The sequence below is a fragment of the Bradyrhizobium sp. SZCCHNR3119 genome (assembly GCF_032487775.1).
In the GTDB taxonomy this organism is placed as follows: Bacteria; Pseudomonadota; Alphaproteobacteria; order Rhizobiales; family Xanthobacteraceae; genus Bradyrhizobium.
In genome coordinates, this window is the sequence record NZ_JAUEUV010000002.1 from 522,870 (window position 1) to 547,536 (window position 24,667).

At 63.5% G+C, this 24,667-nt stretch carries 14 protein-coding genes, 1 tRNA gene and 3 pseudogenes; 11 read left to right on the plus strand and 7 right to left on the minus strand.

Features of this window, described 5'->3' with window-relative positions; genetic code table 11:
- Positions 1-8: 8 nt before the first annotated feature.
- Positions 9-2,255, minus strand: a complete 2,247-nt coding sequence (gene pbpC / locus QX034_RS29675) for a penicillin-binding protein 1C (RefSeq protein ID WP_316196215.1) — start codon at positions 2,253-2,255, stop codon at positions 9-11.
- Positions 2,252-7,465, minus strand: coding sequence for an alpha-2-macroglobulin (locus QX034_RS29680; RefSeq protein WP_315703854.1), 5,214 nt, complete (start codon positions 7,463-7,465; stop codon positions 2,252-2,254). Before QX034_RS29680 ends, pbpC begins: the two co-directional genes overlap by 4 nt.
- Before the next feature lie 414 nt (positions 7,466-7,879).
- On the opposite strand from QX034_RS29680, the gene QX034_RS29685 reads away from it, so the two are divergent.
- From QX034_RS29685 to QX034_RS29695, 3 genes are all read left to right on the plus strand, one after another.
- Positions 7,880-7,956 (plus strand) — tRNA-Arg (locus QX034_RS29685).
- A 183-nt stretch (positions 7,957-8,139) separates the two neighbouring features.
- Positions 8,140-8,277, plus strand: a complete 138-nt coding sequence (locus tag QX034_RS29690; RefSeq protein ID WP_409998206.1) for a hypothetical protein — start codon at positions 8,140-8,142, stop codon at positions 8,275-8,277.
- Between the two features lie 452 nt (positions 8,278-8,729).
- Entirely contained in the window at positions 8,730-8,876 is a 147-nt protein-coding gene (locus QX034_RS29695; protein WP_315703853.1) for a hypothetical protein, read from the plus strand.
- Between the two features lie 108 nt (positions 8,877-8,984).
- On the opposite strand, the gene QX034_RS29700 is transcribed toward QX034_RS29695, so the two are convergent.
- Entirely contained in the window at positions 8,985-9,140 is a 156-nt protein-coding gene (locus QX034_RS29700) for a hypothetical protein (RefSeq protein WP_315703852.1), read from the minus strand.
- A gap of 705 nt (positions 9,141-9,845) precedes the next feature.
- On the opposite strand from QX034_RS29700, the gene QX034_RS29705 reads away from it, so the two are divergent.
- From QX034_RS29705 to QX034_RS29725, 5 genes are all read left to right on the plus strand, one after another.
- Positions 9,846-10,220, plus strand: coding sequence for a hypothetical protein (locus tag QX034_RS29705; protein WP_315703851.1), 375 nt, complete (start codon positions 9,846-9,848; stop codon positions 10,218-10,220).
- Positions 10,221-10,665: 445 nt separating this feature from the next.
- The gene (locus QX034_RS29710) at positions 10,666-10,836 is read left to right on the plus strand and encodes a hypothetical protein (RefSeq protein WP_315742050.1); all 171 of its coding nucleotides are present in this window, start codon (positions 10,666-10,668) and stop codon (positions 10,834-10,836) included.
- 90 nt (positions 10,837-10,926) lie between these two features.
- Positions 10,927-11,115, plus strand: a complete 189-nt coding sequence (locus QX034_RS29715) for a hypothetical protein (RefSeq protein WP_315703849.1) — start codon at positions 10,927-10,929, stop codon at positions 11,113-11,115.
- A 441-nt stretch (positions 11,116-11,556) separates the two neighbouring features.
- A complete protein-coding gene (locus QX034_RS29720; protein WP_315703848.1) occupies positions 11,557-11,709 on the plus strand; it encodes a hypothetical protein in 153 nt (50 codons plus the stop codon).
- A 205-nt stretch (positions 11,710-11,914) separates the two neighbouring features.
- Positions 11,915-12,181 carry a hypothetical protein gene (locus QX034_RS29725; RefSeq protein WP_315742049.1) on the plus strand — a complete coding sequence of 89 codons (267 nt, stop codon included), beginning with the start codon at positions 11,915-11,917 and terminating at the stop codon, positions 12,179-12,181.
- 17 nt (positions 12,182-12,198) lie between these two features.
- Here the strand turns inward: QX034_RS29725 and QX034_RS29730 are convergent.
- The 3 genes and pseudogenes from QX034_RS29730 to QX034_RS29740 form a co-directional block, all read right to left on the minus strand.
- A pseudogene (locus tag QX034_RS29730) lies at positions 12,199-13,819 on the minus strand (DHA2 family efflux MFS transporter permease subunit).
- Positions 13,816-14,845: pseudogene (locus tag QX034_RS29735) on the minus strand (HlyD family secretion protein). Before QX034_RS29735 ends, QX034_RS29730 begins: the two co-directional pseudogenes overlap by 4 nt.
- A 333-nt stretch (positions 14,846-15,178) precedes the next feature.
- Positions 15,179-15,547 (minus strand): PRC-barrel domain-containing protein, encoded by a 369-nt coding sequence (locus QX034_RS29740; RefSeq protein ID WP_316185193.1) that lies wholly within the window; start codon positions 15,545-15,547, stop codon positions 15,179-15,181.
- Positions 15,548-15,745: 198 nt separating this feature from the next.
- Here QX034_RS29740 and QX034_RS29745 point away from each other — a divergent pair.
- A pseudogene (locus tag QX034_RS29745) lies at positions 15,746-16,768 on the plus strand (SDR family oxidoreductase).
- A 13-nt stretch (positions 16,769-16,781) separates the two neighbouring features.
- Here QX034_RS29745 and QX034_RS29750 read toward each other — a convergent pair.
- Positions 16,782-16,913 carry a hypothetical protein gene (locus tag QX034_RS29750; protein WP_315703844.1) on the minus strand — a complete coding sequence of 44 codons (132 nt, stop codon included), beginning with the start codon at positions 16,911-16,913 and terminating at the stop codon, positions 16,782-16,784.
- 383 nt (positions 16,914-17,296) lie between these two features.
- On the opposite strand from QX034_RS29750, the gene QX034_RS29760 reads away from it, so the two are divergent.
- Both QX034_RS29760 and QX034_RS29765 read left to right on the plus strand, forming a co-directional pair.
- Positions 17,297-17,797, plus strand: a complete 501-nt coding sequence (locus QX034_RS29760; RefSeq protein ID WP_315704280.1) for a DUF4142 domain-containing protein — start codon at positions 17,297-17,299, stop codon at positions 17,795-17,797.
- A 560-nt stretch (positions 17,798-18,357) separates the two neighbouring features.
- Positions 18,358-24,654: a HAMP domain-containing protein gene (locus QX034_RS29765; RefSeq protein WP_315703842.1), complete on the plus strand. Its 6,297-nt coding sequence runs from the start codon at positions 18,358-18,360 to the stop codon at positions 24,652-24,654.
- The last annotated feature ends 13 nt before the right edge of the window (positions 24,655-24,667 follow it).

Below are 24,667 nucleotides of genomic sequence, written 5' to 3' on the forward strand. Positions count from 1 at the left end.
GCGAAATGTCACTGAATTCTGACCACAACTGTGTCCGCGGCGCCAACAGCGTCGATGACGGTCAGGCGCGCAAAACCCGGCCCCGGCGGGTCGATCAGACGCTGCCGCCGGCTGTCGATCTCCCCGACCGCCAGCCCATTGACCAGCATCGTCATGGGCAGCACTCCACCGGAGATCTTGACCGGCATGGCGGCCGCATCCACACCGACCGAGCGATCGACGTCGATCCGCGACCCATTCAATGGGAACTGGATATGGGGCGCCTGCTCGGTCCCGGCTCGGACCAGCTCCCCGAACGGCCGGAACCGCCGGAGCGGCAACGGCAACTTGGAATTGCTGGCCAGCAACGCCCCCTTCGGCGGCTTCGGCAATGCTACTGGGAGCTTGCCGGTGCGGGCAAAGGCATCGAACAGGATCGGCGCCGCTGCCAACCGGCCGATCAGCCCGGGAACCGGCGCGCCATCGGGGCAGCCAACCCATACCCCAATCGTGATCCGTCCGTCGAAGCCGACGGACCAGGCATCGCGATAGCCGTAGCTGGTGCCGGTCTTGAAGGCGATGCGGCCGCGTACGGCGTTTTCCGGTGGCGGTGTCCCCAACAGCACATTGCCGGCCTGCCAGGCTGCCACCTGGTCCATCAGCCGCATGGGCTCCCGCGCGTCATCCCTGCCCATGATCTCGCGCAGCGGCTTGGTGCTGCCGAGGCGCGGGAAGCCGGAATAGAGCTGCGCCAGATCCTGCAAGGTGACGCCAACGCCACCGAGCCCCATCGCAAGCCCCGGAGCCTCATCTTTCGGCAGGACGAGATTGGCGCCCGCCTGCTTCAGCCGCGAGGACAGCCGGCTGGCGCCGACCCGGTCGAGCAGCACGATCGCGGGCACGTTCAGAGACAGCTGCAGCGCTCTGCGCACCGGAACCGTGCCCTGATAGGTCATGTCGAAATTCTCCGGCGCATAGGAGCCGAAGCGCACCGGCCGATCATCGATCAGGCTTTCCGGATGCACGAAGCCGTCCTCGAAGGCCAGCCCATAGATGAACGGCTTCAGAGTCGATCCCGGCGAGCGCACTGCGCGGGTCATGTCGACCTGCCCTGCCCGCCGCGCGTCGAAATAGTCGGCCGAGCCGACATGCGCGAGAACGTCGCCGCTGGCATTGTCGACCACGATGATGCCGACCGAGATATTCGGCCCCAGGTTCACGGCGCGATCATGCGCCAGCGGCTCCAGCACTTTCTGCAGGTTGGCATCGAGCGTCAGCTGGATCAGCGATCGATCTTTGACCGCGGCGGCCGCCTGGTCCGCCGCATGCGGCGCCAGGATCGGCATGGGGTGGCGCAAGCGTGGCACCGGTTGCGCTTTCGCCTGCGCCACGTCCTCTTCGGACACGACATGCTCGGACACCATACGGTCGAGCACGCGATCCCTTCCCTTCCTCGCAGCGTCCGGATAGCGGTCGAGCCGGCGCGTCTCCGGCGACTGCGGCAGCGCGACCAGCAGCGCGGCCTCGGCCAGCGACAGCCGTTTCGGCTCCTTGCCGAAATAGGCGATCGAGGCGGCGCGAATGCCTTCGAGATTGCCGCCGTAAGGCGCGAGCGTCAGATAGAGATCGAGTATCTCGTCCTTGCTCATCTGCCGCTCGATCTCGAGCGCACGCACGATCTGCCGCAGCTTGAACTGCAGCGAGCGGTGCTGCCGCGGCTCGAGCAGGCGCGCGAGCTGCATGGTGATGGTCGAACCGCCCGAGACGATATGGCCGCTGGTGGCGAGCTGAACCGCAGCGCGTGCCAGCGCCTTGGGATCGACGCCATGATGCTCGAAGAAGCGCTGATCCTCATAGGCGAGCAGAAGCTTCAGGTAGGTCGGATCGACATCCTTCTTTGCATCGACCGACAGCCGCCAGCGGCCATCAGCCATCGCATAGGCGCGCAGCAGCTTGCCGTTGCGATCGACGATCGTGGTGGACACGGCGCGCGCCTCTTGCAGCGGCAACGGACCGAGGGAGATGATCCAGGCTGTGAAGATGACGATCACCATCGCAAGCAGGACAGCCGCGATCGTCACCAGGCGTCGTGCCGTACCCCACCTCACTCCGTCAGGACCGGCCAAAGCCGCGAAACGCGTCTTCACCCAAGAGCCCCGAATGCCCCCGCGTTTCTGTCGTGCGTCGGGCGAAGACGCGGGCGGCCGGGACAAGCCCGGCCACGACGGAGTTTGAGGTTCCGCCGCGGCTCCTAAATCTGGCCCTGTCTCGCTCATTTCGCCGCGCGAACCTCGACCGATCCGGTTCCCGTCCGACCATAGCGGGAGGGATTGTACATGTCTTCCACATAGGCTTGCGGCAGCACATATTTGCCGGGCGATACCGCGCGCACAACGTACGCCACCGTAAACACCGCCTTGGAATCCGCGGCGCGATCGAGCGCAGCAGTGAAGCGGTCATCGCGGAACTCGGTATTGACCGGTTCCTGGCCGTCCTCGATCCAATCGAGCGTGCCGCTGTCGCCCGACGACACCAGATGCGGGTTGTCGATCTCAAGTCCTGCCGGGAGATAGTCCGACACCATGATGTGACCGAATTCCGGCTTGGCCTCGGTGATCTTCAAGACCACGGCGAAACGGTCGTTCTGCCTCGCCTTCGAGATGTCGGCCGGCTTGCCGTCCAGCGTGTAGTAGCTGCGCTCGATCTTGAAGCCATTGGCGGCAGCGGGCTCGGGTGTCTGCGGCGAGCCGGAGACCGAGACCACCGCCTGCACCGGCGCGTCCCCGGTGTTGCTGATCTTGAGCGACTGGCCGGCAAGCTCGGACGCGCGGTAGCTGCGGTACAGCGCCGTCTTCACCGCCTGACCGTTCACGTCGAGCGCAAGCGTCTCCTTGGCGAGCGCCCGCGCCGCGAGCACCAGCCACGCATTTTCTTGCGTCGAGGTGTAGGGCGTGAGCCCGCGCGCGGCTTCGACCCGCGCAACGGCCTGGGTCAAGGTCGCCTTCGGCGCATTGCCCTCGCCTGCAAGTGACACCAGCGCCGCGGCGTCGCGCAGATCGGAGCCGTAATCGGTGCGGCCAAACACCAGCGCAGGCTTCGGTGACAGGCTGTCGACTGCGGCTGCATAGACCCGCTCGGCACGGGTTCGGTCCCCGACCAAAGCGAGCGCCGCAGCGAGTTGCGATTTCGCGATCGGAGTGGCCAGATTGCTCAGCTTGGTGTCGGCGAGATAGCGCAGATCGCCGATCGGCGCCACGCCATTGCGCGCGAGTACATAGAGGCCGTAGGCAAGATCGCGCCCGCCGGTTTTCTCAGGCTCCTCGGCATTGACCACCGAATTCCTGACGCGGTCGAGCGCGCTCTTGAACAGCACGTCGGGCACCGCAAAGCCCTTCTCGCGGGCGCGGGTCAGGAAGTCCGTCACGTAAGCGTCGAGCCAGGCATCGTCGCCACCGGCCGACCACAGGCCGAACGAGCCGTTGGAGCCTTGGCGGGCAAGGAGCCGGTCGATCGCATCGCGGATGCGCTGGTCGACCGCAGTATCCATCGCCAAATGCGCCCCCGCCGCAAGCTCATTGACATAGAGCAGCGGTAGCGCCCGGCTGGTGATCTGCTCGGAACAGCCATAGGGGTAACGGTCGAGCGCCTTGAGGATCGTCGCCGCATCAAGCGCGCTCGACAGGCTCGCCGACAGCGAGACCGTGCCAGTACCCGGTACGAGGTCGGAGAACATATCCGACGTCAGCGTCAGGCTCTCGCCCTTGGCCAAGGTGCGGATCGAGCGCCGCGCCAGCACCTGCGTCGCCGGCTTGACATCGAGCTGATAATGCCGCGCCAGCGTAAGCCCATTCGGTCCCCTGATATCGACGTCGAACTGCGCGGTTCCCGTGCCCCCGGCATCGAGGCCGAGGCTCGTAGAGGCGCGTTGCTTGGCGGCCAGTTTCATCGTCGTGCTGGCGTTGCCGGCGATCTTCACCGGTCCGCTCGCCCTCACCGCGATGGTGTAGTCGCCGCCGGCGCCTTCGACGTTGTCGAGATCGAAGCTCATCGTGCCGTGATCCCCGTGCAAGAGGAAGCGCGGCAGGGTTGCCGTCAGCACCACCGGATCGCGTACTGTGACGTCGGTCGTCGCGCGGCCGAGCTTGGTCGCGGTCCACGCCACCGCCATCACGCGCGCCGTGCCGGCGAACTCCGGAATGTCGAAACTAATCGCCGCGGTGCCGTCGGGGCCGACCGTGACAATGCCCGAATAGAGCGCGAGCGGCTTCTGCGTCGGCGGGCTGCCCTGCAGTTCGGCGCCACCGGAATCGCCGCCGGTCTTGATCTGGCCGCGGCTCCCCTGCATGCCGTCGATCAGCTGGCCGTAGAGATCGCGGATCTCGGCCGCGAGCTGCCGCTGGCCAAGATAATAATCGTCCGGCGCCGGCGGCTTGTAGTTGGTCAGATTGAGGATGCCGACATCGACCGCGGCAACGACAATCTTGGCATCCTCGCCGGGGCTGAGACCGCCGAGCTTGACCGGAATCTTCAAGGTCGAGCCTGGCCGCACCAGCGACGGCGGCGTCAGGCTGACGTTCAACGTTCGCGTCGCCTTGTCGATGCCAAACCATTTCAGCCCGATGGCGCGTCCCGGCATGCGCTGTGCCGCCGTGTCGAGCGGACGGCGCAGGGTGGCGACCACATAGGCGCCAGTGCCCCAATCTTTGCCGACGACGAGCTTGACCTGATTGGTGCCCTCCTTGACGTCGGTGCTCTGCGTCGTCAGCAGGCGATCGCCGACGACGTTGACGGTCAGCTTGCCGGCGGTGCGCGCGTTGACCGTCACGATCATCGGGTCGCCCGAGGCGTATTGCGGTTTGTCGATCGACGTCTCCAGGAGATCCGGCGTGTCGGCGCTGCCGTCCGAATACCAGCCGACATCGAACTGCACCGAGGTGATCGGACCGTCGGCGTCGGTCGATTTCACGTCGAGCCGGTAGCGCCCGGCCTCCGGCCCGAAGCTGAGCCGCGTTGGCTTGTCGGCCGCGATGCTCACGTCGCCGTCCGCCACCCGGCGGGTGGACTTCACCGGCTCATAGTCCCAATAGGAATTCTGCCGGTACCACTGATAGCGGGACTCGATCTTCAACAGCTCATAGCGAAGGCCGCTGCGGGCGAGCGCCTTGCCGTCGGGCGAGACGAACACGACATCGAAATCGGCCTTTTCGCCCTCGCCGATGCTGCTGCCCGCAAAGGACGGCTTGACACCGATCTGCGCGGCAGTTGCCGCCACCGGCAGCGTGAGCTTGCGCTCGACGGCACGGCCACCGGTCTCGGCCATGCGGATGAAGATCTGCGCCTCCTGCGGGCGGGTCGAGGTCGGCGGCTTGTCGAGGCTCACCGGGAACATTGCCGTGCCTTTGTCGTCGGTCTCGGGCAGGTTCTCGATCGGGGTGCGCTCGTTGGAAGCTGTCTCCTCGTCGGCAACACCGAACTGATAGCCGGCAAAGCCCGGCCGCTCCGCCGCTGATGTGATCAGGATGTCGCCTTCGAGCTGCAGGTTCGAGGCCGGCGCGCCATAGAGGAAATGACCATCGACCTTCACCTCGGCCGGCGCATCCGCCTTGATCATCTTGTCTTTCGACGAGAGATCGAACTCCAGCCGCTCGGGGATATAGTCCTCCACCATGAAGGAGGTCTCGCCGACGGATGCGCCCTTCGGATCGGTGAAGGCGCGCACGCGCCAGGTGCCGGCCGGCACCGCCGAGTTGAGCGGCACGGCATAGCTGCGGCCGCCGGCGCCCTGGTCGGGCAGAACGGCGCGACGGAATTCCACGCCGTCGGGGCGCTCGACCACGAGCGTCAGCGGGCTGCCGGTGAGCGCATTGCCCTGCCCGTCGCGCAGCAGCGCAGTCAGATAGACCGTTTCGTTGGAGCGGTAGACGCCGCGCTCGGCATAGACGAAGGCATCCGGTCCTGTCGGCGCTTCGCGCCCGGCAACGCCGCGGTCAGAGAGGTCGAACGCACTGCTCTTCAGACTGAGAAACGCATAATCGGTCTTCTCGCCCGACACGGTCAGCATGGCCGGCGACAGCCCGCCTTCGCCGCGCGCCAAGCCGGTTTCGAACAGCGCGTGTCCGGCGTCATCGGTCTTACGCGTGGCCAAAATCTCGTTATTGCGCGCGATCAGCCGCACCTCGGCATGGGCGACCGGCGCGGTCGAAGCCAGCGAATTGACGAAGACATGGATGCCGTCATTGCCGGAGAAGGCGGTCACGCCGAGGTCGGAGACGATGAACCATTGGGTCGCGAGCTGGCCGTCTTCGTCGCCATTGGCCGCCGGTGCCTTGGCTGCCGCAGTCATCACGTAGACGCCGGGCTGCAACTCGCCAATCGCCTCATCCACCGGGAAAGCGGTGGTGACGTCCTGGTTCAAGGTCATGGCGGTCGCGAGCTCGCCCGACCACACCTTCATGCCGCGCTCATTGCCGAGATCGGTGAGCTGATAGCTCGACAGCGGCCGCTGGAAGTCGCTGTCGATGACGGTGTTGATCAGGTTGCGATCGCCGATCCGGAACACGTTGATGCTGACCGCCGGGGTGTTGACGCTGACCAGCGGAATGCCTTTCTGCGCGGTGCGCGGCAGCACATAGGCCTTGCCGGTGAAGCGCACGAACGGTTTGCGGTCGCGCACATAGATGTTGAACTCGGCCGATTTGGGCAAAGTCTCCTTCACCGTCGAGGGCAGACCGGCGCGCAGATTGATGTTGTAGCGCTCGCCATGCTTGAGGCCCTCGACGCAGAGTTGCTTGTCCTCAGAGCTCAGCGCCGGCTTGTCGGCACCGGCCAGCGTCACGAACGGGGTGAAGTCGGTCCGCTTGGCGAGATCCTCCGAGAACTGGAAGCAGGCGCGTGGGCTCGCGGAGTCGGAGTCGACGGTGTAGTCGAGCAGGCGGAAACCGTGCTCGTCGCGCAGTCGTTCGTACTGGCCTCTGACGTCGGCGACCTCGCGCAGGTCGAGCGACAGCCTGAGAGCATCGAGCGCCGGCCGCCACAGCTTGCGGTCCGCCATGGTGCGGCCGATCATCGCCAGCGCATCGGCCTCCTCGCCCGCATTGCCGGCGCGCTGATAGGCGATATAGGCGGCGGTGGAGGCGCGCTCCAAGAGGACGGTCTGCTCGGTCGAATTGGCCGGCTTGACCTGGAAGACGATGGTCCGCGCCAATCGTAGCCAGTTGGCGGCATCGTCGGGCGCCGTCGCGGAGATCTGTCCGAGGATCTGCAGCCCGCCGCGGGTATCATTGCGGCGGAACGCGGCGTCGGCATCGCTGCGCAGCGTGGCGACCGGCTTGTTCACCGCCCCCGCCTCGCTCTTGATCTGGGCCTCGAGCTTGATCGCGGCGTCACTGAGATCGTCACGCTTGAACGCCTTCTCGGCCGCGGAGGCGGCAGCAAGGCCGAGCACCAGCGCGGCGCAGAGGGCGGCGGCGCGAACCAGACCGATCATGGGGAACTCCTTCGGAAGCCGCGGGTCATCGCCCGCGTTTTTGCCGATTCGTGGCGAGGTTGGGCGCGAAATGGTGAAAGACTGATCGCAGCCGACGCGGGTTGGCCGCCAGAACGGAACGTCTTCGTGGCGCAATTCCAGCAGCGCCCGAGGTCTCGGGGCAGCAGGCCGTTCATCTCGGGCGAGACTTCGCAAGCCATTTCACAAGCCCTACCGTACCGACGGAAGCCGCGTGGCCGCGGAGGCCGTTCATTCGGTCCCGCAGGCGTGAAAAGTGGCATTCTGGCACTCCCCCGCCCCGCTTTGTCTGCGCAGGATCAAATCCGGTTCGGATCATCTTGGCGAACCGGACAATTTTTCATATAGCGGTGGTATTCAAGCCGACACGGCGGGCGACTCGCCCGGTGCCAAGACGGTCCCGTAGCTCAACTGGATAGAGTAGCGGATTTCTACTCCGCGGGTTGCAGGTTCGAGTCCTGCCGGGATCGCCACATGCTCCAGAGGCCGGCTTGGGCCCGCTTACGATGCGGCGTGCGGCGCGTCGTCCTTCGTCCTGCTCTCATCGCATTTTCTCAACTGCCGTGTCGGACACCAGGACGCTCGAACGTCCTAGGTGTGCGAAGTGGCTGGTCGTTGCGATCGAGCTGACGCGCGTTATCCAAAAAGGGGCAAGCATGCCGAAAATGATCTTCATCAATCCTCCCGTGACCGACCTTGCCGCTGCGACGGGTTTCTACACAGCTATCGGCTGCGCCCGAAATGCCGAGTTCAGCGACGAGCGGGCGTCGGACCCGGCCGGAATGCCGTCCTAGTGTGGTCCGACGCCGGCATTCGCATCCTACTCGGCAGGCATATTTGCGACTCTTGGCCTCATAGATCCACTAGCCAACTTATCGATGTGAGTGAGCTTCGGATTCGACGTTCGCGTCTCGATATTCGGGCAGATTGAGCGAACGTCGAATCTTCTCCACGAGCTGCCCAGTCAAGGCAGCAACTAACAAGCCTCGGAGCTGGAAGCGAGGCACCCCGACAACTCGTGCGATATCCGCACCGTTCTTTCGTGCGCGGGCCCTCGCTGCAGTCACCTCAACCGAGATGCATCGCAAGTCTTTCTCGCGATGAACACCCTGCGACCGCCGCCGACATTAGATGGGATGTCGTACGACATATGACTCACTTCGGGCGGATTTCGAGAATCGATCGAAACCTGCTGGAAACTTGTGTTCGTTAGGCTCGGACCATTCATTTCAGATTGGGAATTGACATGACCGCAATTGGATACGGCCTGATTGTCGCTCAGACGCGCGACTCGGAGTTCGCCACGATCGCCGCCTTCTGCTTGGCGGGACTCGTTCTAAGCTTTGCCCTCGCCTATCTTGGAATGGACCTGGGTACCGGAATCTCCGGCTAACACTACCCTAATGCCGCCTCAGAGAGGCGCTTCCGTCCGCACGTGAGCGGGCAACGTGCCCGTGCGCTTCCCCAGGCGACGGCAAGACTGGCTTGGCGTCGATCCCGATCAAAAGAAGCCGACACTCAGATCGAGACCGTAGCTGGCCGCCAGCAGCGAGACCGCAAGCCCTGCCAGACCGAAGATGAGAAGGATCTTCAGCGTCTCGCTTCCGACGATGGTCTCCGAGACGCGGGAAATAGCTCGAGCGATTGTAGCAGCCATGGCGTCGTCCTCCGGGAGATCCCGTCCCCCACTTACACCGCATTGGTTACGTCCGCTGTGAAGTAGTTCACGCGCGCCGCAACAAAGCGCAGTCGCTACATTCTCGTGAGGCAGTCAAATTAGCCTGAACTTGACGTTCGCTAACACGGACCAAGGGCTCCAAGCCGCAGCGGCCAATGAGGGAGATCGAACCCGTTGGCAGCGGTACCGGGCAACGGTACCGGCATGGGCAAGTTGCGGGCGTCTTCAATGAGATTTCGACGGGACTGCCCGCAGAGCTCGCAAAGCGATGGACGCCAGCCAATCTGCCCTTCGAGCAGCGCTCGACCTGACGAGGGGATCACGAGGGCGCAAATACCCGCAGTCAGCCTGCCAGGTGACGTGCCGCAACGAACACCGCGGTTGCGCAAACCGCCAAAGCTGAGAATAGGCCGGCGACGCTCCGCGTCAGCCGAGCACGCGTTAAATGCCTGGCCATTCGATTTCTCCATCGATCTGGGACGTTAATGGACCAGAGGCGCTGTCGTTCCTGTCCTCCGGCTTCAGTCGCGATTCGATGACAGCCTGATGCGGGTCACGATGTCGGCGCGCCCCGGTCCCTTCCGGCCCGCAGCCATCATAAGGGCACGGAACTACTTCCGGGGAGCAATGGTTCTATGTGGATTGGACATGCAACACGCCTGTCGAGACCCGTAGGAGGATCAAATGTCGACCCGAAAAGTTCGGCTGCTCGGCCGCACGGCCGTTGCCGCTTCAATTCTCGGCCTGACGCTCGGCGCGCTGGCGCCGACAAGTGCGAATGCAAGACCGCGACATTGGCAGAGTGGAGGCGCGGCAGCTGCGGCCGTCGCCGGCGCGGTCGGTTTCGGTCTCGCGGCCGCGGCAGCCCGCGACGCCTATGCCTACGACTATGGCGGGCCCGCCTATGTCGACGGTCCGGTCTACTACGGTGGACCGGCTCATTACGACGGGCCAGGTTACTACGGCTACTACCCTGCCGGCCATTTTCCGTATCAGCGTTACGGTGGCGACAGCCCTTATAGCTATTGCGCGCAAGGCACCACCTGGAACTGCCAGTGAGCTCTACCGAAGCGGCGCGCCGTACCGCACTTCAGAAGTGGAGCCAGTACAGCTCCACTTCACCTAGCGAGGGGCGCGCGATCCTGTCGGGCCGATATCGATCCCACCGACCAGGGCAACGTGCTTGCCCAGCGTGCTCGGCGACGTAGACCTGGTATCGCGCGCGCCTGCACGGCTTGCCGGCCTCAGCTCTGCACCCACAGCAGCACGGCAGCGGTGGCGAGCAGCGGCAGGAGGCCGGCTGCGATCGCGATCCAAAAACCACCCTCTCGGAGCTTATCCATCGGACGGCAACGCAGGCCAAGCGACCTGGTTGCTGACTGCCCATCGTGGCCGCTCCGCGCCATGACGCGAGCGGTAGCGAATTGAACCTGGACGATTTGAAACTGATCGCGGCCCGGTTCGTATCTTAGGCGCTGACACCGTTTGGTAGAGACCGCCTGCCGTGACCGATATCAAGGACATGCCGGAGCGCAAGACCGACAACATCAGGCCCAGCTGTCCCAACTGCGCAACGCCGCTCTGGCTTCGCCAGACCATGCTCGACCCTCGCCGCGGCCGCACGGTTCGGCTGTTCGAATGCGGCAGTTGCGGCGAGCGGCTTTGGGACGATTGACCACGCGGCCACGTGAGGAGGCTGCCGGACACGCTACCTGGGAACCAGATGCCTGTTCCCGCGTTGGATCGCGCCTCTGGAGACGATCCGATGAAAGACATGATTGCACATCTGGACAAGCTCCGAGCCGACGCCGCCGAATGCGCCATGATCCGCGATCTGACGACCGATCGCGCCAAGCGCGAGCTGTTTGGACGTCTGGCGGACCACCTTGACGTTCTCGCATCCGAAGTGGAGCGCGCGGTCCAACGGCAGAAGCGTGCCGAAACCAAACCGTAGCGGCTCGTTCAGCCATCCTGGTAGCAACGGCCGCCGACGCGCCAGCGTCAGATCGATCTAGGTTGTACATGACGCGCGCAACAACCGCGAAATGCTCCCACCGTGTCCGTGCAGCAGCGATCACAACGCGCGAGTAGCTATCCCTCAGCAACCCCAATCATATGTCAGACGAACTAATTCCGCAGAACGGGCGTGGTTAACCAGCATTAATTGAATCTCGTCCATACTTACAACCTTTTAGGGGCTTTTTCTGTAATAGATTCCGTACGCGCACCCTGTTTCCGCAACTTCGCCGCAAAAAGTGCACGAAGCTGGGTTCCAAATTCCGTTGTTAGAAACCGTCTAAAGCAATCACAACGGATCTGCTCTAGCCGGGTTCTATCAGGGATATGCTACAAAGTTGATCAAGCTCAGTCCTCGCACCGCGTACAGAGATCACATATGACAACCATCGTAAAATCTATCCCAAGCTTCCATGACGCCAGCCTCACTGCCGAGCAATTACGTACCGTTCTGATGCTCTGCGGAGCCGCTGTGTTTGGAGCCCTGCTCCACGCCAGCTATGGTCTCGACCTGAGCTACGGCTTCTTCTAAGTCGGGGCTTCATTCAGCGGTTGGAGCCCGCCGGCAGCGGCGGGCTTTTCTACGTCAAGAAGCGCCTTATTGTCGTGGCTCGACCGCACCATCATATTTCAATGTCGCTTTTGCACACCCTCGCCGCTCCAATTTCACAATTCTGCCGCGCGCCAGTTGATGCTTACCCCTGGTGATGTTGTGTGCGTGTGGGGTGGGGTACGTAATGCGTTCGCCAATGTATGATCTCTATCAGATGAAGCCAGACCGGTTGCCCAAAGGCGCGCGCTCGGCCTGGCTCCGAACCCGGCCGAATGAGCCGCCCCCCGCGCCGGAGGATTGGATCTTCGTCGGCAAGGAACGACATCCGAGCAAATGGACCATCGCCGAGATGAAGGAGAAAGGCGTGAGCTACCGCGAGATTCCGAGCTGGCTCTCACGTCGCTCCACGGGCGAAGCATCGCCGCGCTCACCGGAGAGTTCAGCCGCCTGAACCTCGCATTCGCAGCTTCAATGCCCGCGAGGCGCCGCGCCGAGGTCGATCGGCCTGATGCTCAGAGCCACCGGAATCATCAGAAGCCCCAACATCGACAGCGTCCAGAATACGTCGATATAGGCGAGCAGATCGATCTGATGTTGTAGCGTCTGCCCGACCCAGGCGATCGCCTGCCCTGCCGCGTCGCTTGCATTGGATCCATGCGCCTGAAAGTAGCGTGTCACCGCATCGATCGTCTGCTGATACCCGATGTCGGACGGTGCCGCGTGCTCGATCAGCCTGCTCTGATGGAATTGCTGTCGTTGCGCCAGCATGGTCTGCGACAGTGCCCCCCCCCATCGAGCCCCCGATATTGCGCGCGACATTGATCAGCGCCGAGGCTTGGTTGGTCTTGTTCGCTTGCACCCCGTCATAGGATGCGGTCGTGACCGGCAGAAAGAGAAAAGGCAGCCCGACGCCGAGCATGACGCGCGACATCGCTGCGTAGCCGTAGGTGATGTCGCCGTTCAGCCCGGTCAGATACCACATCGCGAGGGCGACGACGGCGGCGACGAACACCAGGAGATATTTCGGCTGGACGACGCTGACGAGGCGCCCGACGATCGGCATCATCATCATCGTCACGATGCCGCCTGGCGACAGCACGAGTCCGGCCAAATACGCCGTGTAGTTGAGCTCTGCCTGCAGCAGCTGCGGCAACATCTGCGTGGTTGCGATCAGCACCGCCCCGGTCGCCAGCATCACGATGAAGCAGGCGCCGAACTGGCGCCGCCCAAGCAGACTGATATCCACGATAGGATCTTCGCGGCTCAGCTCCCAAGGTATCAAGGCCAACAGGCAGACCCCCGCGAGCAATGCGACGCTGAGGATCATGTTCGAACCGAACCAGTCGTTGCGCTGCCCCTCGTCGAGCACGAATTCCAGCGAGCCGAGCCCGATCGCGAACAGCGCGAAGCCGATGACGTCGACGCGCAGGCCATTGCTGAGCAGCCGTGCCCGTTCCTCCTCCGCGCCCGACGGCTCGCCCACGAGGGTACCGACGAGGAACAGCGACAACAGGCCCATCGGCACATTGATCAGGAACACCCAATGCCAAGAGTACGTATCGGTGATCCAGCCCCCCAGCGTCGGGCCGACCACAGGCGCGACCACGACGGCGACACCGTAGATCGCGAATGCCTGTCCGCGTTTCGCGGGAGGGAACGAATCGGCCAAGATCGCCTGCTCGCTGGTCGCCATGCCGCCGCCGCCGAACCCCTGCAGGATGCGGAACACGACCAACGCCTCCAGGCTCCACGCAAAACCGCACAGGAGCGAGGCGAGCGAAAACACGGCGACGCAGATCATGTAGAAGCGCTTGCGGCCGATCACGGTGGCGAGCCAGCCGGAGATCGACAGCACGATCGCATTGGCCACGAGATAGCTTGTGATCACATAGGTGCTCTCGTCGATGCCGACGGCCAGCCCACCCGCGATATGGCGGAGCGCGACATTGGCGATCGTGGTGTCCAGCACTTCCATGAAGGTGGCGATCGAGACCACGAAGGCGATCAAATAGGGATTGTGGCCGGCGGCAGCGGACCGCTCCGGCGACCAACCGCCAGCAGCAGCGCCGCCTTCGGCAGCGTCGGTCATCGCACCTTCGTCCAGGGTACGACCGACATGCCCGGTCCGACCGCCAGATCGGCCGGCCATTCGTCGATCGTGATCTTGACCGGCACGCGCCGCACGACCTTCACGTAATTGCCCGTGGCGTTCTCTGCCGGCGGCAGACTGAAGGCCGTGCCGGAGCCCGGCTGTACCGATGCTACACGCCCGGAGAGCTTCCGGCTCGGATAGGCGTCGATCCGCACCTCGACCAGCTGCCCCGGGCGCATGTCGGCGAGTTGGGTCTCCTTGTAGTTCGCGACCACCCAGAGCTCGTCCGGCACGAACATCATCAAGCTCTGTCCCGCAGTTGCCAGCGTGCCTTTCGCTGCGCTCAGTTTGACCACGCGGCCGGCCTCCCCGGCCGTCACGTTCGTGTATTGCAGGTTGAGCTTGGCCTGATCGAGCTGGGCCTGCGCCTGCTGCAACGAGCCCTTGGCGCTTTCAAGCTGCGCCGCGCAGGGTCTTTATTCCGAGCTCAGCCGCCGTCAATGCCGCCTTCGTGCGCGTCGTGTTGGCCTGTTGAGCCTGCAAGTCGGAGCGGGTCTGCTGCTCACGCTGAACCGTGCCCGCCCCCCTCTCGACGAGATCCCGTGCGCGGGCTTCCTCCTGCTGGGCGAACTCGAGCTGCGCCTGGGCCTGGTCGACCTGCGCCTTGGCCTGTGCGATCTGCTCGCGCTGGCTATCGATTTGCGCCTGGATGTTGTCGACATTAGCCTGTCCCACAGCGACTTGCCCTTGCGCCTGATCGACCGCAATTCTGTAGTCGCGATCATCGATGCGCGCGAGCACGTCGCTGGCTTTGACATGCTGGTTGTCGGTCACCAGAACATGGGTGACGTAACCGCCAACCTTCGGCGCCACCGAATAGCTGCGCGCTGCGACGAAGGCGCCATCCGTGCTCTCGTAGTGGCGTGCATTCAGCCAATAAGCAAGCGCACCGATCGCAGCTATCAGCAGGATGCAAACGCCTGCCGCTGTCAGCACCGGATGCGCCCGCAGCCGATCCGCCAGCGACCGTTTGTGCTCGGTTTGCGCCTGCGGCTCTCTGCCCTCCTGCCTTCCCTTACGGTCCTGCTCCGCGGACTTCGGCTCGGATCGCGGATCAAGCGCCTGCCCCTTGTCCGCAGACAACCCGCGCGATTTGGTCTGGGCATCCACGGCAAACACCTCGGCTTGAACTGTCGATTGCCCCCTGCGCGACGGCTTCTGCGAGGTAATTGTCTTGCGCGAGCTTCGTTCCCGGCCGGCTTTTGCAGCTGCTCCAGAATGACTGCGATCATCAGCAAAAAGGCCGCCCCGATGGACGGCCTCGCGCGTGTTGAACCCGTGCTCGCCCGACAGGGGTCAGACGATCGGAACGCCGTAATAATCATTGACCGCCCGAGTTGCGGCGACGTCCGACCAGTTCCACTCCCGGTCATCGCTGTAATGTGGCGCGCCGCGGAGCTGGCTCTCGGTGATTCCGGTGACGTAGCCGCCCAGCCGTGTATCGTATTTCAAGGACTGCCAGGGCAGCGGATAGTGATCATTGCCGAGGCCGAGGAATCCGCCGAAGCCAAGCACGGCGTAAGACACTCTGCCGCTCATCTTGTCGATCATGACTCGCTCGATCGTGCCGATCTTGGTGTCATCAGGTCCATAGACCGATGTCCCCTCGACTTTGTCGCTGCCGATCAGACTACCGAATTCGCGTTGGTCAATTGACATAGCCATGTGAAGCCTCCGTCCGAATGGAAAATTTGAGCAGAGCGCTGTTGCCAAGTTCACAACGACGCCGACCGCTCCGAATTGTTCCGGGGATTGCCAAAGCGCGGTCGTACCGGGGCGGTGGACATCATCGGAATTGACCGCGCTGACTAGAAACGTTCCGTAGCGAACGCCGTTGACCTGCAGAACGCGGAGAAGACGTGAATGGCAGACGACCAGATCCCTTCGATGTCTCACCGACGAATGGTCGGCGGCGGAGCCACCTTGGCCGCAGCGTCCCTCGTTTCTGCAACGGCGAAAGGACGCGAGCCAATGGCAGGCGAGAATGGCCAAGCCCCCATCAATCAGGACCTCATCAATCCCGTCGACAAATATCCGAAGCCTCCATTCAACAGGCAGTCGCAGCCTTGACCAGGGCTGGCGGGTCAGATGGATCCCCGTTCCGATCACGGCGAAATCAGCTACAAGGGCTCCGCGCGCCTTGTCGGTCGCAAGGCGCTGATCACCGGCGGAGACTCCGGCATGGGGTGCGCCGCGGCGATCGCTTATGAGCGCGAGGGCGCTGATGTCGCCATCAATTACTATCCGACCGAAGAGCCGAATGCCCGGGAAGTGATCGCGCTGATCAAGGCCGAAGGCCGCAACGCTCTCGCCATTCCTGGTGATCTCCGCGATGAGCGGTTCTGCCAGGAGTTGGTGCAGCGCGCCGTCGAAGGCCTCGGCGGCCTCGATATCATCGTAAGCAACGCCGGACGCCAGCAGGCTCGACAATCCATCCTCGACATCTCGTCCGAGGACTTCGATGCGACCATGAAGACCAATATCTATGCGCCGTTCTGGATCATCAAGGCGGCGCTGCCGCACCTGAAGCCCGGCTCAGCCATCATTGGCACGGCGTCGGAGCAGGCCTATGACCCTTCACCGGACCTCTATGATTATGCCCAAACCAAAGTAGCGACGATGAACTACGTGAAGTCGCTCGCCAAACAGCTGGGTCCCAAGGGTATTCGCGTCAACGCGGTCGCTCCGGGGCCGATCTGGACGCCGCTGCAGGTATCAGGCGGCGCGACGATGGAGAAACTGGAGAAATTTGGCGGGCAGACGCCGCTAGGACGACCGGGACAGCCGGCCGAACTGGCCTCGATCTATGTCCAGCTCGCAGCCGCCGATGCGAGCTACGCCAATGGTCAAGTGTACGGCTCGTCGGGCGGCTCGGGGCAGCCGTAGGCTGCTAGCTGGATCAGATGTGGGTCACCGGCTGCGGAAGCGCATAGGCTTCCGTCCGGACCTGCCGGATGGTGGTGATCGTCGCGAAGGCCGATGCCATTCCAAAGGCCACGATCAGGACAATAAGAACCAAGCGGGGAGTCATCTGACGTTCCTCCTTTCGCTCCCAATGTCTTGTCACACCCGATGTCTTGTCACGCCGAAGAGCTCGCACCTAAGTACGCGGACGATCCGAGTCTGGGTGGCCCAAGGGCGACACCTCGCCGTCAAGCCATTCCTGCCCTTGGGCCAGCGCGGCCCACCCCTGGGCCATACGTGTGTAACGCCTGAACACAGGCCCCTGCGCGGCGCGCTCGGCAAGCTGCAGGCAATTCTCAGCGTGTTCTCGAAATCGATCTGACTGTTTCATCAATCTTAGCTGGTAGCCGCACCGGCGGCCTACAACCGCCCTTACGCGTTATTAATGTTGGTGGAACTTGTGGGCGACTGCGCGATTTTGAAGCCATGAGAATTGCTGCCTTGCTCTTCATGCTCGCTCTCGGCGCCGGCGCGGTGCGCTCAGAGAGTCTCGATCGCACGCCACTCGGTGCTGTCGATCCACACCCGACGCCGCCTGAGGTCATCGCTCGCTTGTATGAGTTCGACGCATTTCAGCAGGCGGCGATCGATCGTACGGCCGCACTGTCGAACTCTGACGTTCAGAACGTTGCTGCGCTGCGGGCCGAGGCCGCGCTGCAGCGCGATCAGGCGCTTGTCGAGTTGCAGCACCGTGCCGGCAAGGCTGAGATCAGCCGGCCAGCTGCCGGCGAGCGGGCCGACGTACTTGCGGCTATGGACTCGGCCGAAGGCCCCGCCTTTGTACGCAGCTTCTATGCTGCCCAGCTGGCTCAGTACGAGATGACCGTTTCCGTGCTCGAGCGCTATCTCCAATCCTCGGATATCGATGATGTGAAGAATTTCGCAGCGGCGCAGCTGCCACGACTGCGTGCCGAACTTGAAGACACGCGAGCCGCACTTGCTGAAAAATAGCGGCCGTCTCCGCTTACTTTCCGGTGTCCGGCTTATGCTGCTGGTCGAGCGGCATCACGTTCCTGTCGCTGTCAGGCATCTTGTCTCGCCGCTGATCGCCATTGGCATCGCGTCCGCCCGAGGTCGATGTTCCGCTGCCACTCTGCTGCGTGCCATGCCGGTCGTCGGAGCGGTTCCCGGCGTAGCCGAGCTTGCCGCGGGATCCCCGAGGACCGATCCACGTCCGCTCGGCCCGCCATTCTCCGCCAAGGCCGCCGGTGAGCCGAGGACGAGCACAGCAGCAAACATTCCTAGAACTTTCATAAGCCATCCTCCATCGTAAGGCTTAAGTACCCGGCGTCCGGCCGCTCCGTCCCCAGCGCTGTATGCGGCCCGAAAAATCGGCCATGACATCGGAACCAGTGCGGGGCAACAGCGTTATGGCGCGTGGCTTGTCGCCGGGTTCCATCGGCCGACTTAGATCGATCGCTCTTGATTTAGCGGTTGGCGACAGCTTCTATGCAAGTGCAAGGTCTGCATCGCAGATTCTTGCGAGGATGTACTTGCGTTTGGGGGACTTGATGAGCGACATCGATTCCGAAGCTGCCTCGCCGACGGTGCCGCGCCCGGCCAAGCGCAACACCAACGGCCTGAGCAAGCCCGACGCACGACAGGATCTGCTGCACGCCCTGCAGGCGATGCGGTCCGGCGATTTCTCAGTTCGTATGAGCGGCGATTATGTCGGAATTGACGGCAAGATCGCCGATATATTCAACGAGATCATCGCCGCAAACGAGCGCATGGCGCAGCAACTCGAACGCGTCGGCCAAGTGGTCGGCCGCGAAGGCAAGACGCGACAGCGCGTAAAGTTTGGCCTTGCGTCCGGTTCCTGGGCCGACATGGAAGACTCGGTCAACACCTTGATCGACGATCTCCTCTGGCCCACCCGCGAAGTGACGCGCGCCGTTGCGGCTGTTGCGCAAGGCGACCTGCTGCAGACCGTGAAGCTCGATGTCGACGGCCGACCGCTCGCCGGCGAGTTCCTGCAGTCCGCCAACATCGTCAATACAATGATCAAGCAGCTCAGCGTATTCACCTCGGAGGTGACGCGCGTCGCGCGCGAGGTTGGCACCGAAGGCAAGCTCGGCGGCCAGGCCCAGGTGCCGGAGGTGACAGGCGTCTGGAAAGACCTGACCGAGAGCGTCAACTCGATGGCCAACAATCTCACCGGCCAGGTCCGCAACATCGCGGAGGTGACGATTGCGGTCGCCAACGGCGACCTTTCCAAGAAGATCACCGTCGACGTGCGCGGCGAAATTCTGCAGTTGAAGGAGGCCATCAACACGATGGTCGATCAGCTGCGTTCGTTCGCGGCCGAAGTGACGCGCGTCGCCCGCGAGGTGGGCACGGAGGGACGGCTGGGCGGCCAGGCCGTGGTGCCAGGCGTCGGCGGCACCTGGAAGGATCTCACCGATAACGTCAACCTGCTCGCGGCAAACCTCACCACCCAGGTCCGCAACATCGCCGAAGTCACGACCGCGGTCGCGCGCGGCGACCTCTCGCGCAAGATCACCGTCGATGTGAAGGGCGAAATCCTCGAGCTGAAGAACACCATCAACACCATGGTCGACCAGCTCAACGCGTTCGCCGGCGAAGTCACCCGCGTCGCCCGCGAGGTCGGCACCGAAGGCAAGCTCGGCGGCCAGGCCCAGGTCCCCGGCGTCGCCGGCACCTGGAAGGACCTGACCGACAACGTCAACTTCATGGCCTCGAACCTGACCGCGCAGGTTCGCAACATCGCCGACGTCGCCACCGCCATCGCCGGCGGCGACCTCTCCAAGAAAATCACCGTCAACGTGTCGGGCGAGATCCTTCAGTTGAAGGAGACGCTGAACACGATGGTCGACCAGCTCAACGCCTTCGCGGGCGAGGTGACGCGCGTCGCCCGCGAAGTCGGCACCGAAGGCCGGCTCGGCGGCCAGGCCAACGTGCTCGGCGTTGCCGGTACCTGGAAGGACCTGACAGAGAGCGTCAACTCGATGGCGTCCAACCTGACGGCTCAGGTCCGCAACATCGCCGAGGTGACGACCGCCGTTGCCAATGGCGACCTGTCCAAGAAAATCACCGTGGACGTGCGCGGCGAAATCCTTGAGTTGAAGGACACCATCAACACGATGGTGGATCAGCTCAATGCCTTCGCCGGTGAAGTGACGCGCGTCGCACGCGAGGTCGGTACCGAAGGCAAGCTCGGCGGACAGGCCATGGTGCGCGGCGTTGCCGGCACCTGGAAGGACCTGACCGACAGCGTCAACTCGATGGCGTCCAACCTGACCGGCCAGGTCCGCAATATCGCCGAAGTCGCCACCGCGGTCGCCAAAGGCGACCTCTCGAAAAAGATCACGGTCAATGTTTCGGGCGAAATCCTTCAATTGAAGGAGACACTGAACACGATGGTCGACCAGCTCAATGCGTTCGCGGGCGAAGTCACCCGCGTCGCACGCGAGGTCGGCACCGACGGCAAGCTCGGCGGCCAGGCCGAAGTGCCGGGCGTCGCCGGCACCTGGAAGGATTTGACCGACAGCGTCAATTCGATGGCCGGCAACCTCACGGCCCAGGTCCGCAACATCGCCGAGGTCGCGACCGCGATCGCCTCGGGCGACCTGTCGCGCAAGATCACAGTCGACGTCCGCGGCGAGATCCTCAGCCTGAAGGAAACGCTGAACACGATGGTCGACCAGCTCAACCGCTTCGCGGGCGAAGTGACCCGCGTCGCGCGCGAGGTCGGCACCGAAGGCAGGCTCGGCGGCCAGGCCAACGTGCCTGGCGTCGCCGGCACCTGGAAGGACCTGACGGACAGCGTCAACTCGATGGCCGGCAACCTCACGGCCCAGGTCCGCAACATCGCCGAAGTGACGACCGCCGTGGCCCGCGGCGACCTCTCACGCAAGATCACCGTCGACGTCAAAGGCGAAATTCTCGAACTGAAGAACACCATCAACACCATGGTGGACCAGCTCAACGCCTTCGCCTCCGAAGTGACGCGCGTCGCCCGCGAGGTCGGCACCGAAGGCAAGCTGGGAGGACAGGCCGAAGTGCCCGGCGTCGCCGGCACCTGGAAGGACCTGACCGACAACGTCAACTTCATGGCCTCGAACCTGACGGCGCAGGTGCGTAACATCGCCGACGTCGCCACCGCCATCGCCAGCGGCGATCTCTCGAAGAAGATCACGGTCGACGTGCGTGGCGAGATCCTGCTGCTCAAGGACACCTTGAACACCATGGTGGAGCAGTTGCGCTCGTTCGCGGCCGAAGTGACGCGCGTCGCCCGCGAGGTGGGCACGGAGGGACGGCTGGGCGGCCAGGCCGTGGTGCCAGGCGTCGGCGGCACCTGGAAGGATCTCACCGATAACGTCAACCTGCTCGCGGCAAACCTCACCACCCAGGTCCGCAACATCGCCGAAGTCACGACCGCGGTCGCGCGCGGCGACCTCTCGCGCAAGATCACCGTCGATGTGAAGGGCGAAATCCTCGAGCTGAAGAACACCATCAACACCATGGTCGATCAGCTCAACGCGTTCGCCGGCGAAGTCACCCGCGTCGCCCGCGAGGTCGGCACCGAAGGCAAGCTCGGCGGTCAGGCCCAGGTCCCCGGCGTGGCCGGCACCTGGAAAGACTTGACCGACACCGTGAATTTCATGGCCGCCAACCTGACCGAACAGGTGCGCGGCATCGTCAAGGTCGTGACCGCGGTCGCCGATGGCGACCTCAAGCAGAACCTGACTGTGAAGTCGAAGGGCGAGGTCGCAGCGCTTGCCGAGACCATCAACAACATGACGGAGACTCTGGCGACCTTCGCCGATCAGGTCACCAGCGTGGCGCGCGAGGTCGGCGTGGAAGGCCGGCTCGGCGGCCAGGCCAATGTGCCCGGCGCTGCCGGCACCTGGAAGGATCTGACCGGCAACGTCAACCTGTTGGCTGCCAACTTGACGTCCCAGGTCCGCGCGATCGCGGAGGTCGCGACCGCCGTGACCAAGGGCGATCTCACGCGCACCATTCAGGTCGATGCGCGCGGCGAGGTTGCGGAGCTCAAAGACAACATCAATACGATGATCACCAATCTGAGGCTCACGACCGACCTCAACACCGAGCAGGATTGGCTGAAGACGAACCTCGCCAAATTCACCAACATGCTGCAAGGCCAGCGCGACCTGACCACCGTCGGCCGGCTGCTGCTGACCGAGCTGACGCCGCTGGTCAACGCGCATCGCGGCGTGATCTACCAGGTCGAGAACGAATATACGCCGCAGCTGCGGCTGCTCGCCGCTTATGCCGATGATGGGATCTATCCCCACCCGCAAGTCCTGCAGTTCGGCGAGGGCCTGGTCGGCCAGTGCGCGATGGACAAGCGGCAGCGCCTCGTCGCCGATATCCCCGCCGATGCCATCCCGGTCGGCTCGGCGCTGATGCGCGTTATCCCAAGGAATTTGGTGGTGCTGCCGGTCCTGTTCGAGAACCAGGTCAAGGCCGTCATCGAGCTTGCGTCCTTGACGACATTCACGACCTCGCAGATGACTTTCCTGGAGCAGCTCACCGACTCCATCGGCATCGTGCTCAATTCGATCGAAGCCACGATGCAGACCGAAGGTCTGCTGAAGCAGTCGCAGCAGCTCGCCGCCGAGCTTCAGGCGCAGCAGCGCGAGCTGCAACAAACCAACGAGCAGCTCGAACAGAAGGCGCAGCAGCTCGCCGAACGTAACGTCGAAGTCGAGCGCAAAAATCAGGAAATCGAACAGGCCCGCCGCGCGCTGGAAGAAAAGGCGACCGAGCTCGCGCTCACGTCGAAGTACAAGTCAGAGTTCCTGGCGAACATGTCACACGAGCTGCGCACGCCGCTGAACAGCATCCTGATCCTAGGCCAGCAGCTGACCGAAAACCCCGACGGCAACCTGACGGCCAAGCAGGTCGAATTCGCCCGCACCATTCATGGCGCTGGCACCGACCTCTTGAACCTGATCAGCGACATTCTCGACCTTTCCAAGATCGAGTCCGGCACGGTGACGGTCGACGCGGAGGAGATCCTCACGTCCAACCTGCTCGAGACTGTCGGACGGCCGTTCCGGCATGAAGCCGAGAACCGCCAGTTGTCATTCGACATCGACGTCGATCCGAATTTGGCGCGCAGCATCGTCACCGACTCCAAACGCCTGCAACAGGTCCTGAAGAACCTGCTCTCCAACGCCTTCAAGTTCACGGCCGAAGGCGGCGTGCACCTGAAGGTCGCCGCCGCCGTCGGCGGCTGGAGCGCTGAGCATCCCGTCCTCAACACGGCGCCCGCCGTGATCGCGTTTGAAGTATCCGATAGCGGCATCGGCATCCCGCAGGAGAAGCAGAAGCTGATCTTCGAGGCGTTCCAGCAGGCCGATGCCGGGACCAGCCGCAAATACGGTGGCACGGGTCTCGGACTTGCGATCAGCCGCGAACTCGCGAACCTGCTCGGCGGAGAAATCCATCTCAGGAGCGCGCTCGGCAAAGGCAGTACGTTCACACTCTATCTGCCGCTGAAATATGCCGGCCCGACCGTGGCGCCGCGCACGAGCTCCGGCTCTTCGTCCCAATATGCGCAGTCTTCGACCCTGCAGCAGCCGACGTCCCAGGAGCGTGTCATCGAGCAACTCCCGGATGACCGGCTTAACCTCGACCCCGGCGATACGATCCTGCTGATCGTCGAAGACGATCCACACTACGCGCGCGTACTGATCGATCTCGCGCGCGACAAGGGCTTCAAGGTCTTGGTCGCCAGCCGTGGCGCGGAAGCGCTCGACCTTGCCAAGCAATACCAGCCCGCGGCGATCTCGCTGGACGTGTTCCTGCCGGACATGCTGGGATGGACCGTCCTCAGTCAGCTCAAGCACAATCCGCTGACCCGACACATTCCGGTGCAGATCATCACGCTGGATGAAGACCGACAGCATGCGCTGGCGCGTGGCGCGTTCTCCTTCGTCAACAAGCCGACGACGACCGAGGGCGTGAGTGCAGCCTTGGCGCAGATCAAGGAATATGCCAAGCCGCGCCGCAAGCGCCTGTTGATCGTCGAAGACAACCCGGCCGAGCAGCTCAGCATCCGCGAACTGCTCGACCACCACGATATCGAGATCATCGCGACCGACACGGGCGCCCATGCGCTCAGTGTCTTGCGCGGCTCCCCTTGCGACTGCGTGGTACTGGATCTGCGTCTACCTGATATGAGCGGCTTCGACGTGCTGGATCAGCTTCGCTCGGATCCTACGCTCTCCGGCGTGCCGGTCGTAGTCTTCACCGGGCGCGAACTCTCGGCCGAAGAAGACGCGGAACTTCACACCATGGCTCGCAGCATCGTGGTCAAGGGTGTTGAATCGCCGGAACGGCTGCTCGACGAGACGTCGTTGTTCCTGCATCGCGTGATCACGGAACTGCCGGCCGAGAAACAGCGGATGCTGGAGAAGCTCAACAGTTCCGACGAGGACCTGATCGGCAGAACCGTGCTGCTGGTCGACGATGACGCGCGGAACATCTTTGCTCTGTCGAGCGTGCTGGAACGACGCGGCATGAAAGTCCTGACCGCAACGACCGGCAACGAGGCGATCGAGCTCGTTGAAACCAACCCGACGATTGCAATCGTGCTGATGGACATCATGATGCCGCAGATGGATGGTTACCAGACGATCGGCGTGATCCGGCAAAATCCAAACTTCGCCCGCCTTCCGATCATCGCGCTCACGGCCAAGGCGATGAAGGGCGACCGCGAAAAGTGCCTCGAAGCCGGCGCATCGGATTATCTCGCCAAGCCCGTCAACACCGAGCAGCTACTCCTTGCGATCCGCATGTGGCTGCATCGCTGAGCGGTTGATGATG